We start from the raw sequence: 11,631 nt of genomic DNA, 5'->3' as shown, positions 1-11,631 counted from the left end.
TGTGATTGATGTCTTTTCTGAAAAACCACTCCAAACTGGAGAAAAACGCAACACTGTTGCTGATCGCCTCGCTGGCTGTTGTGACTGTGGGCGGCATCGTGGAAATCGCACCGCTGTTCTATCTCGAAAATACCATTGAGAAGGTGGAAGGGATGCGTCCCTATTCACCGCTGGAACTGGCGGGCCGCGACATCTATGTGCGTGAAGGCTGCTATCTCTGCCACAGCCAGATGATCCGTCCGTTCCGCGACGAAGTGGAGCGTTATGGTCATTACTCCCTGGCGGCGGAATCCATGTATGACCATTCGTTCCAGTGGGGCTCGAAACGCACAGGGCCAGACCTTGCGCGCGTCGGTGGTCGCTATTCGAACGAATGGCATGTGCAGCATCTGGTGCGTCCGCGTGACGTGGTGCCTGAATCGGTCATGCCGAATTACGGCTTCCTGCTGAACAACCCGCTGAAGATCAGCGATATTTCGGCCAATCTCAAAGCCAACGTTGCTGTTGGCGTGCCTTACACGCAGGAGATGGTCGATAACGCGCTTGCTGATCTGAAAGCGCAGGCCGAGCCAGACGCCGATACAACAGCCCTTCTCGAACGTTACCCCAAGGCAAAAGTTGGCGACTTTGACGGCAATCCGCAGGTCATTTCCGAGATGGACGCTCTGATCGCCTATCTCCAGATGCTCGGCACGCTCGTCGACTTCTCGACCTACGACCAGTCCCCCAAAGCACGATAAAGCGGAGTAACAGCCATGGATTACAATACCCTGCGCACTTTCGCCGATAGTTGGGGCCTGCTCGCAATGGCTCTGTTCTTTGTCTTCGTGGTGATTTTTGCTTTCCGCCCGGGAAGTAAAAAGAAAGCCGATGAAGCGAAGGAGATTCCATTCAAGGACGACAAAAATGACTGACAAAAAGATTGATGAAGTCCAGATCGATGAAGTCAGTGGCGTCGAAACCACCGGCCATGAGTGGGACGGGATCAAGGAACTCGACAATCCCATGCCGCGCTGGTGGCTGTGGACCTTCTATGCCACTATCGTCTGGGCGATTGCCTATGTGATCGCATATCCAGCCTGGCCACTGATCTCAAGCTCGACAGCAGGTCTCACCGAATGGTCGAGCCGTGGTGATTTCTGGAAAGAAAATGCCCAGATCGCCGCTGAGCGTCAGGGCATTATGGACCAGATCAATGCCAAAGACGTGCATGAGATCATCGCGGATGAAAACCTGCGCCAATATGCAATTGCAGGCGGGGCAGCAGCTTTCCGCGTCAACTGTGTGCAGTGTCATGGCACCGGCGCACAGGGCGCTCCGGGCTATCCAAACCTCAATGACGATGACTGGCTATGGGGTGGTTCGGTTGATGACATCCTGACGACCATTCGCCATGGTGTTCGCTATACAGCCGACGATGAAACCCGCGTGTCTGAAATGCCAGCCTTTGTCGATGTGCTTGAACCGGAACAGATTCGTGACGTTGCGGCCTATGTCGTCAGCCTTTCCGGCACCCCGCACAACCCGGACATGATCCCGGCTGGCAAGCAGGTTTTCGCTGAAAACTGCGCGGTCTGCCATGGCGCTGATGCCAAAGGCCTGCGGGAATTCGGCGCTCCGAACCTGACCGATGCCATCTGGTTCTATGGATCGGGCGAAGACGCCATTGCGAAGCAGGTTGCACGTCCAAAACATGGCGTGATGCCTGCATGGGAAGCACGCCTCGGCGACGCAACCGTCAAGCAGCTTGCCATCTTCGTCCACTCTCTGGGTGGCGGCGAATAGCCAAGGCTGCCCCCGGCAGCGGGGTCAGCGCATTGAAATAGGGTCCCGGTCTGACGGCGGAGCGGGGCCTGTTCACCAGAAAATGCACAAGAACGGACGGCGAATCATCACCCCGCTCTCAATCATTGCAAATGCGACACATCCGGTAAGCCAGCTTCTGTCTTTTCGGCATCGTATTTGAGGAGCAAGGCAAATGTCAGACGATGTCGAACGGATAGACGTTCAGGCAGTCAATTCCCCCAAGACCCGGCTACCCAAAAGCGGGAAGTCGCTATACGCGGCACGGGTAAAGGTCTTTCCGAAGCGCGTGCACGGCAATTTCCGGCGCTTCAAATGGATCATCATGCTCATCACATTGGGGATCTATTATCTGACGCCGTTTCTGCGTTGGGATCGTGGACCTTATGCGCCCGATCAGGCTGTGCTGATTGATCTTGCCAATCGCCGTTTCTATTTTTTCTTCATCGAAATCTGGCCACAGGAATTCTATTATGTTGCAGGTCTGCTCATCATGGCGGGCCTTGGTCTGTTTCTGGTGACATCTGCGGCTGGCCGTGCGTGGTGCGGCTATACCTGTCCACAAACAGTCTGGGTCGACCTTTATCTTGTGGTGGAACGTGCCATTGAAGGCGATCGCAATGCCCGCATGAAGCTCGACAAGGCACCATGGAGCTTTGATAAAATCTGGAAGCGTGTCACCAAGCACGCCATCTGGATCATTATCGGCATTCTGACGGGCGGCGCATGGATTTTCTACTTTGCTGATGCGCCCACCCTGCTGGTCGACTTTGTCACCGGGCATGCGGCTCCGATTGCTTACATCACTGTCGCAATCCTGACAGCTACGACCTATGTTTTTGGCGGGCTGATGCGCGAGCAGGTCTGCACCTATATGTGCCCATGGCCGCGCATTCAGGCTGCGATGCTTGATGAGAACTCGCTGACTGTAACCTATAATGACTGGCGCGGCGAACCCCGCTCCCGCCATTCCAAAAAAGCCATTGCAGCCGGAGAAACGGTTGGCGATTGCGTGGATTGCAATGCCTGCGTTGCCGCCTGTCCGATGGGCATCGATATTCGCGATGGCCAGCAGCTCGAATGCATCACCTGTGCGCTGTGCATCGATGCCTGCGACAGTGTGATGGACAAGGTTGGAAAGCCACGCGGGCTCATTTCCTATGCAACGCTTGCCGATTATGATTGGAACATGGCGCTGGCCACCAACAACGGCACGGCTCCAACAAATCCGGCGCGGGTTTATGAAACACCAAACACGCTTTCGTCTGCGGTTGAACACCTGTCATGGAAAAAGATTCTGCGTCCGCGCATTCTTTTCTATTTCATTGTCTGGGCACTCATCGGCCTGACTCTCGTCATCTCGCTTTCGATGCGTCAGCGTATTGGTATCAATGTTCTGCATGACCGCACACCGCAATATGTGCTGTTGTCGGATGGTTCAATCCGCAATGGTTATACGGTCAAGCTGCTGAACATGATCCCGGTTCCGCGCACTTTCCGTCTTTCGATTGAAGGCCTGCCGGGGGCAACGCTGACCGTGCAGGATGAAAATGTCGATGCAGAAGGCAATTATGATGTGCCGGTTGAACCCGACAGACTGAAAACGCTGCGTGTTTTTGTAACCCTGCCGCAAGACGCCATTACGGAGCAGCGCTCCGACTATGAAATCGAAGTGCGGGACGCGGACGGCGCGGAACACGCACGTTACAAAGCAACCTTCATGGCTCCAGAAACGATCGGGGAGAAGCGATAATGTCAGTGAAATCAAAAACCACCAATGGCTTCACCGGCTGGCATATGCTGGGCATCATGTTCGCTTTCTTCGGTGTCATCATCGCCGTTAATATGACCATGGCCTATAAGGCGGTCAGCAGCTGGAGCGGACTTGTCGTCAAGAACACCTATGTTGCCAGTCAGGAGTTCAACGACAAGGCCGAGACCGGGAAAATACAGGCAGCCCTTGGCTGGCAGTCACAGCCCGCCTTGGAAGAAGGCATATTCTCATGGCGTCTTGCTGATCGTGATGGCAAGGCTGTTGTAATGACGGGCGGCACAGTCGAATTCAAGCGCCCTGTGGGCGATGCCCAGGACACCAAAGTGAGCCTTTCAGTCGCAGACGATGGTCTGCTGACTGCTCCGCTGACGCTTGATGACGGGGCGTGGATCATGGAAGTGAATGCTGACGCAAAGGACGATTATGGTCTTGAAGACCCCTATCGTCACATCATTCGTGTTCTGGTGAAGGACGGGAGGATTTTATGAGCTGCTGCGTTGAAAATGCACAGATAGCCACAGTCATCCAGTCTGTTTCACCCGATGAAATGCTCGTCGCCAGTCGCAGGCTTGGTGATGGTCTGCGCCAGCTCGACCTTTCGGTTCCCGGCGTTCATTGCGGACTCTGCATCAAAACCATTGAAGAGACGCTCGGCAAAATTCCGGGCGTTTCTTTTGTTCGCGTCAATCTGACGGCACGCCGCGTCAGCATTCGCTGGAAGGATGGCGAGACACCGCCCGATGTCGTCGACCCGCTTCGCCGCCTCGGTTATGAAGCCCATATATTCGATATGGTGCAGGACAAAGACCCGACCTTCACGCGGCTGCTGATTGCGCTTGGCGTTGCAGCCTTCGCATCCAGCAATGTGATGCTGTTGTCGGTTGCGGTCTGGTCGGGCGCGGATGCCGCGACCCGCGATATGTTCCACTGGATTTCCGGTCTGATCGCGCTGCCGACACTGATTTATTCGGGCCGTATTTTCTACGTTTCCGCGTGGAATGCGCTGCGCACACGCCGCGTCAATATGGATGTGCCGATTGCGCTCGCAATCTCGCTTGCCTTCGGCATGAGCGTTTATGAAACAATGAACCATGGCGAACACGCCTATTTCGACGCCTCTGTTTCGCTGCTGTTCTTCCTGCTGATCGGCCGCACGCTCGACTATCTGATGCGTGCACGCGCACGTTCTGCGGTGCGTGGTCTGGCGCAATTAAGCCCGCGTGGTGCGGTCGTGATCGGCGAAAATGACGAGCGCAACTATCTGCCAGTCAATGAAATCCGGCCCGGCATGCGCATTATTCTAGCCGCAGGCGAACGTGTGCCGGTTGACGCCAAGGTCGAAGATGGGCGTTCGGAACTCGATTGCGCAATTGCATCCGGCGAAAGCGACGCGGTTCCTGTTGGTCCCGGCTCGGATATTCGCGCCGGAACGATGAACCTCTCTGCGCCACTCGTCATTCGTGCGACCGCCGAAGCAAAGGATTCCTTCCTCGCTGAAATGGTGCGTCTGATGGATGTGGCCGAAGGTGGACGCGCCTATTATCGCCGCCTCGCGGATCGTGCCTCGGAACTTTACGTGCCAATGGTCCACACAATTGCCTTTGCGGCTTTTGTCGGCTGGATGATTTATACGGGCGGCGACTGGTATCGCTCGATCTATATTGCGATCTGCACGCTGATCATTACCTGCCCCTGTGCGCTGGCGCTGGCCGTACCCATCGTGCAGGTGGTGGCAGCGCGTCGTCTGTTTGAAAACGGCATCATGATCAAGGACGGCTCCGCGATGGAGCGCATGGCGGAAGTCGATACTGCAGTGTTCGACAAGACCGGCACACTGACGCTCGGTCAGCCCCGTCTGATCGATGCGGAGCGCATCAATACAAGCCATCTTGAGATTGCATCGGAGCTGTCTCTATATTCGCGTCATCCATTATCGCGGGCGCTAGCATTGTTTTCAGGCGCAAAGCCAATGACGCCTTTTACACGCATTGAGGAAATTCCAGGTGCAGGTATTGAGGCCGAACTGAATGGCACCACCTATCGGCTCGGCAAACGCGAATGGGCCGACAGCAATAGGAATACGGCTCTTTCAGATGGCCCTGAAACCTGTCTTTCAATCAATGGAAAACTGGCAGAAACCTTCCGCTTTGAAGATCAGCCGCGTGACGATGCAGCCGCCGCGATTGGTACGCTCAAGCGCAACGGTTTGAAGCTTGAGATTATTTCCGGCGACAAACTGCCTGCCGTTAAAAAGCTTGCTGCCTATCTTGGTGTTGACCAATATCGGGGTCAAGTTCTTCCAGCCGATAAAGCGCAGCTTGTGCAAAGCCTTTCCGCAGAAGGCCGCAAGGTGCTGATGGTCGGCGACGGGTTGAATGACGCTCCAGCGCTTGTTGCAGCGCATGTTTCCATGGCACCCGCAACTGCTGCCGATATTGGCCGCAACGCTGCCGACTTCGTATTCCTGCGTGAAAGCCTTGCAGCAGTGCCGCTGGCTTTTGCCGTGTCAAAAGAAGCAGGCCGGTTAATCAGCCAGAATTTTGCACTGTCCATCGGCTATAATATAATAGCTGTGCCGATTGCGATTTTCGGCTATGTCACACCACTGGTGGCAGCACTTTCCATGTCGCTGTCATCGATTGTCGTTGTGAGCAACGCCATGCGGCTTAGAGCCGGGAAGCAAAAACAGCCGGTGCAAAACAGCGTCGCACCCGCTGTCGTTCTCAAGGAAGCGCATAAATGAGCGGACTGCTTTTGCTTATTCCAATCGCGCTTGGCCTGGGTGTTCTGGGCCTTGCCGGATTTTTATGGTCGTTGAAAAACGGCCAGTATGAAGACCTCGACGGAGCCGCCAACCGCATTTTGATCGATGACGACCGCTTTCCCGCAAAGAAGGATGAATCGTTATAACAGAATCCCGGACAGGGATTCTGAGTCGTTATAACTTAACACCCCTCCCCTTTGCTTGAGCGCTAATCTGTTATCAGAATAGCGCGCAGATCATTCACATTGGTGCCAGTTGGCCCCGGCATGAACAGATCGCCAATGGCATCAAATGCGCTCCAGGCATCATTACCGTTCAGCCGTGCAGCACCATCTTCGCCCACATCACGCAAACGCGCAGCGGTTGTGCCATCGGCAAAGGCACCGGCATTATTCTCGGAGCCATCAATGCCATCCGTATCCGCAGCTAGAGCGTGAATATTGCTGTAGCCGTCAATATCGAGCGCGAAAGCCAGCAGAAACTCGCTGTTGCGGCCACCCTTGCCGCCTTTGGCACGGATGGTGACGGTCGTTTCACCGCCGGAAAGCAACACGACCGGCTTTTTAAACGGGCGATCACGATCCGCCACTTCCCGCGCAATTGCGGCATGAACATGGGCAACTTCGCGCGCTTCACCTTCGATTGAATCAGACAGGATCACAGCCTCGACCCCATGGCGCTGCGCTTCTTTGACAGCTGCTTCGAGTGAAACGGCTGCTGACGCGATCACCCGCACTTCGTTATTAGCAAAGATTTTATCATCGGGCTTTGGTGCATGCGCCTTCTCGCTTTTGATATGTGCGAGCACCGCATCAGGGAGTTCAAGTCTGTAGCGTTCGATAATTTTAAGCGCTTCGTCGCGGTTCGTTGCATCAGGTACCGTCGGGCCGGAGGCGACAAAGGCCGGATTATCGCCCGGAATGTCAGACACGACCAGCGAGAAGACTTTGGCCGGATGTGCGTGCGCTGCCAGCCTCCCGCCTTTGATGATCGAGAGATGTTTTCGCACTGCATTCATGGCCGAGATCGGTGCACCAGAGGCAAGCAAAGCTTTGTTGACGGCAATCTCGTCGTCCAGTGTCAGATCTTCTGGCGGCGATGGCAACAAAGCCGAACCTCCGCCCGAAATAAGCGCGACCACCAGATCGTCTTCCGTGAGGTTAGCCACGGCATCGAACAGCCGTTTTGACGCAGCGAGACCCGCATCATCGGGCACGGGATGCGAGGCTTCGATGATCTCAATCGTATTGCAAGGTGCGCCATAGCCATAACGCGTCACGACAACGCCTTCGATGGGCGCATCCTCACCCGCATGCCGCTCAGCCCATGCGCGCTCAAAGGCGGCTGCTATCTGCGCCGAGCCTTTGCCTGCACCGATCACAATTGTCCGGCCTTTGGGCTTGGCAGGCAGATTGGCGCGGATCACCAGTTCAGGATCAGCAGCCGCAACCGCTGCATCAAACAGACTGGTCAGAAATTTTTTCGGATCGGTGATGGCCGTCATGCGATTCCCATTGTTCATTTTCGTTTACGCGCAGTATTTCGGGCTGCGCATATAAAAGCAATGGAGCCAGCCATCTCCTCCAGATCGCCAGCTCCATCTTCTCCCCTCAGCAAAAGTTAAGCCACCTCGTGGTTTGCCATGCGTTCCAATGCGCGCACCAGCCCGGAATGATCGAGACCATCATCGCCATGCGCGGCACAGGCGTTGAACAGTTCCTGTGCGTTCGCAGTGTTTGGCAATGAGACGCCGAGCGCCTTTGCGCCCTGCAAGGCCAGATTCAAATCCTTCTGATGCAGCGCAATGCGAAACCCGGGATCAAATGTCCGCTTGATCATGCGCTCGCCATGCACTTCGAGAATACGCGAGGACGCGAACCCACCCATCAGCGCTTCACGCACCTTTGCCGGATCAGCCCCCGCTTTGGACGCAAAAACCAGCGCTTCGGCAACGGCTTCGATATTGAGCGCAACGATAATCTGATTGGCGACCTTGGTGGTCTGGCCATCACCGCAATCGCCAACCAGCGTGATGTTTTTACCCATCAGCTTCAACAGTGGCAGCGCCTTGTCAAAAGCGTCCTGCGCACCGCCTGCCATGATGGAAAGGCTGGCATTTTTCGCACCGACCTCGCCGCCCGACACAGGCGCGTCGATATATTCCGCACCCGTCGCGCGAACCTTTTTCGCAAATTCCTTGGTTTCAATCGGCGAGATCGAGCTCATATCAATGAGCGTCTTACCCTCGCCCAAACCTTCCGCAACGCCATTTTCGCTGAACAGAACGTCCGCCACTTGCGGCGTATCTGGCAGCATGAGAATGATGGTTTCGCATTCGCTCGCGACCGCTTTTGGGGTGTCGAGTACAGTGAGGCCTGCGTCAAGCAAGTCCTGATCGGTTGCCTTTGAGTGCTTGGAGGTGAAAAGCTGATGACCTGCATTTTGCAAATGCCGCGCCATTGGCTTGCCCATGATGCCAAGCCCGATGAAGCCAATTTTAGCCATTTCAAATCTCCCTATGCGCTTAACCGCTCGATGTTCTTTTGGGTGAACCAGCCAAGCCCTTCCTCAGTCGTGGTTTTTGGCTTGTATTCGCAGCCGATCCAGCCCGTATAGCCAGCGTTTTTCAACGCCTCGAACACATATGGATAGTTGATCTCACCGGTGCCCGGCTCGTTACGGCCCGGATTATCGGCAAGCTGAATATGCGCAATCAGCGGCTTGTAGCGCTCATAAGTGCCGATGAGTTCGCCGCGCGTGCGCTGCTGGTGATAAAGATCATATTGAATGAACAGGTTATTGCTGCCCACCTCGTCGATGATCGACACGGCCTGTTCGACCGTGTTGAGATAAAAGCCCGGCATGTCGTAATGGTTGATCGGCTCGATCAGCAGACGAATGCCGTGCTTGCCGAATTCGCGTGCGGCAAGCCGAAGATTGCTGACAAAAGTTGCGCGCAGCACGTCCCGATCGACACCTTGCGGCGCAAGCCCTGCAAGGCAATTCACCTGCGAGCAGTTGAGCGTGGTCGCATAATCAATCGCATCGGCAACACCACGGCGGAATTCATCAATCCGATCCGGCAGAACCGCAATGCCGCGCTCGCCACCAGCCCAGTTGCCTGCGGGCAAATTGTGCAGCACCTGTGCCAGATGATGACGGTCCAGTGCTGCCTTCAGCTCATGACGATTGAAGTCATAAGGAAAGAGATATTCCACCCCTTTGAAACCGGCTTTGGCTGCCAGTGCAAAGCGCTCCATAAATGGCACTTCATTGAAAAGCATCGTCAGATTGGCTGCAAATCTTGGCATTTCCGCCTCCCTCTCATTTTTCTTCGCAATTGCGAACGGAAAACCGCTTCACACTTTTCCTGCAATTGCTCTCATTAGTCCAAAAGCATTGCGATTGCGGTTGGCGCATCTTCGCCACGCTCGGCCAGTTCCTCAAACTCGACAACCTGATCGATGTCGGCTCCCATGGAGATATTGGTGACACGTTCGAGAATGAATTCAAGCACTACCGGCACCTGATGTTCGTTCATCAGCGCCTTTGCCTGTTCAAAACTCTCGGCAAACTGGTTCGGGCTTCGCACCCGGAGCGCTTTGCAGCCCAGCCCTTCGGCAACCGCCACATGATCAACGCCATAGCCTTTTTCGGCATCGCCCGATGCATTGATGTTGTCAAACGCCAGGCTGACCTCGAAATCCATATTGAAGCCGCGCTGCGCCTGACGAATGAGACCGAGATAGGAATTGTTCACGACCACATGAATGTAAGGCAGCTTGTGTTGTGCGCCGACCGCCAGCTCTTCAATCATGAACTGGAAATCATAGTCACCCGACAGGGCAACAATTGGGCGATGCGGATCGGCTGCGCGAACCCCAAGTGCCGCTGGCAAAGTCCAACCCAAGGGACCAGCCTGACCGCAATTGATCCAGTTGCGCGGGCGATAGACATGCAGGAACTGCGCACCGGCAATCTGGCTCAAACCGATCGTTGTGACATAGCAAGTATCGCGGCCAAAGGCCCGGTTCATCTCTTCATAAACGCGCTGTGGCTTCAGCGGCGTCTGATCAAAATGCGTCTTGCGCAGCATGGTTTTCTTGCGGATCGCGCATTCCTGCGCCCAACCGGACCAATCGCGCAGCTTGCCTGCGGTTTTCCATTCGGTGGCGACATCCAGCAGCAGTTTGAGCGCTTTGCCCGCATCCGAAACAATGCCGAAATCCGGTGCAAACACACGACCAATTTGCGTGGGTTCGATATCGATATGGATAAATTTGCGATCTTTTTTATAGGTTTCGACATTTCCGGTATGACGATTGGCCCAGCGGTTCCCAATGCCGATCACCATATCAGAAGCCAACAGCGTGGCATTGCCATAGCGATGCGCGGTTTGAAGGCCGCACATACCCGCCATCAGGCGATGATCATCAGGAATAACGCCCCAGCCCATCAGGGTCGGGATAACGGGAATGCCGGTGATCTCGGCAAATTCAACTAGAAGATCAGACGCATCGGCGTTGATAATGCCACCGCCTGCAACGATCAGCGGACGTTCCGCATCGTTCAACATGGCCATTGCTTTTTCGGCCTGTGCGCGGGTGGCCGATGGCTTGTATGCCTCCATCGGCTGATAGGTATCGATGTCAAACTCGATTTCGGCGAGTTGGACATCGATCGGCAGATCGATCAGCACCGGGCCGGGGCGACCCGACTTCATGATATGAAAGGCCTTTTGAAAGACGAAAGGCACCAGTGCTGGCTCCATAACCGTAACCGCCCATTTGGTGACGGGGGCTGCGATCTTGGCAATATCGACTGCCTGAAAGTCCTCTTTGTCGAGGCGCGCGCGGGGGGCCTGGCCTGTGACGCAGAGGATTGGAATTGAATCGGCAGATGCCGAATAAAGACCCGTAATCATATCAGTGCCAGCCGGGCCGGATGTGCCAATGCACAGGCCAATATTGCCGTGTTTTGCGCGGGTATAGCCTTCCGCCATATGCGAAGCACCCTCAACATGACGCGCCAGAATGTGACGGATCGAACCTCGCGCTTTCATTGCCGAATAAAACGGATTGATCGCAGCGCCCGGAACGCCGAACGCACAATCGATTCCTTCTTTTTCCAGCACAAGTATGGCTGCATCGACTGCACGCATTCTGGCCATGTTGATCTCCTCCAACGGAAAGCTAATCCATATTCAAAAGCTATTCTATAAAAATGGAAATGCATACCATTATATGGAAATAAAGATTTTCAACGAAATGGAGATAATCAGCATGCACTT

Annotated in this window: 11 protein-coding genes; 7 read left to right on the top strand and 4 right to left on the bottom strand. The window is 55.0% G+C overall.

The window, feature by feature from the left end; genetic code table 11:
* Positions 1-8 precede the first annotated feature (8 nt).
* The 7 genes from ccoO to ccoS all read left to right on the top strand — a co-directional run bounded on the left by ccoO (position 9) and on the right by ccoS (position 6,487).
* Positions 9-740, top strand: a complete 732-nt coding sequence (ccoO, locus tag RI570_RS08505) for a cytochrome-c oxidase, cbb3-type subunit II (RefSeq protein WP_313827983.1) — start codon at positions 9-11, stop codon at positions 738-740.
* A 15-nt stretch (positions 741-755) separates the two neighbouring features.
* Positions 756-914, top strand: coding sequence for a cbb3-type cytochrome c oxidase subunit 3 (locus RI570_RS08500; RefSeq protein WP_140904276.1), 159 nt, complete (start codon positions 756-758; stop codon positions 912-914).
* Positions 907-1,785 (top strand): cytochrome-c oxidase, cbb3-type subunit III, encoded by an 879-nt coding sequence (ccoP, locus tag RI570_RS08495; RefSeq protein WP_313827982.1) that lies wholly within the window; start codon positions 907-909, stop codon positions 1,783-1,785. Before RI570_RS08500 ends, ccoP begins: the two co-directional genes overlap by 8 nt.
* Before the next feature lie 193 nt (positions 1,786-1,978).
* Positions 1,979-3,556: a cytochrome c oxidase accessory protein CcoG gene (gene ccoG / locus RI570_RS08490; protein WP_313827981.1), complete on the top strand. Its 1,578-nt coding sequence runs from the start codon at positions 1,979-1,981 to the stop codon at positions 3,554-3,556.
* Positions 3,556-4,065: a FixH family protein gene (locus RI570_RS08485; RefSeq protein ID WP_313827980.1), complete on the top strand. Its 510-nt coding sequence runs from the start codon at positions 3,556-3,558 to the stop codon at positions 4,063-4,065. The genes ccoG and RI570_RS08485 overlap by 1 nt, the downstream gene beginning before the upstream one ends.
* On the top strand, positions 4,062-6,320 hold the full coding sequence (locus tag RI570_RS08480; protein ID WP_313827979.1) for a cation-translocating P-type ATPase: 2,259 nt from the start codon (positions 4,062-4,064) through the stop codon (positions 6,318-6,320). Before RI570_RS08485 ends, RI570_RS08480 begins: the two co-directional genes overlap by 4 nt.
* Positions 6,317-6,487: a cbb3-type cytochrome oxidase assembly protein CcoS gene (gene ccoS / locus RI570_RS08475; protein ID WP_313827978.1), complete on the top strand. Its 171-nt coding sequence runs from the start codon at positions 6,317-6,319 to the stop codon at positions 6,485-6,487. Before RI570_RS08480 ends, ccoS begins: the two co-directional genes overlap by 4 nt.
* A 62-nt stretch (positions 6,488-6,549) precedes the next feature.
* Here ccoS and RI570_RS08470 read toward each other — a convergent pair whose 3' ends face one another.
* The 4 genes from RI570_RS08470 to gcl form a co-directional block, all read right to left on the bottom strand.
* Positions 6,550-7,845, bottom strand: coding sequence for a glycerate kinase (locus RI570_RS08470; protein WP_313827977.1), 1,296 nt, complete (start codon positions 7,843-7,845; stop codon positions 6,550-6,552).
* Positions 7,846-7,961: 116 nt separating this feature from the next.
* Positions 7,962-8,846, bottom strand: coding sequence for a 2-hydroxy-3-oxopropionate reductase (locus RI570_RS08465; protein ID WP_313827975.1), 885 nt, complete (start codon positions 8,844-8,846; stop codon positions 7,962-7,964).
* An 11-nt stretch (positions 8,847-8,857) separates the two neighbouring features.
* A complete protein-coding gene (hyi, locus tag RI570_RS08460) occupies positions 8,858-9,652 on the bottom strand; it encodes a hydroxypyruvate isomerase (RefSeq protein ID WP_313827974.1) in 795 nt (264 codons plus the stop codon).
* Between the two features lie 74 nt (positions 9,653-9,726).
* Positions 9,727-11,511, bottom strand: a complete 1,785-nt coding sequence (gene gcl, locus RI570_RS08455) for a glyoxylate carboligase (protein ID WP_313827973.1) — start codon at positions 11,509-11,511, stop codon at positions 9,727-9,729.
* Between the last annotated feature and the right edge of the window lie 120 nt (positions 11,512-11,631).

Origin of the sequence: Brucella pseudogrignonensis (genome assembly GCF_032190615.1) — a bacterium.
GTDB classification, from domain to species: domain Bacteria; phylum Pseudomonadota; class Alphaproteobacteria; order Rhizobiales; family Rhizobiaceae; genus Brucella; species Brucella pseudogrignonensis_B.
Note: the sequence above shows the minus strand (reverse complement) of the source record. Positions and strands in the feature narration are given on the sequence as shown.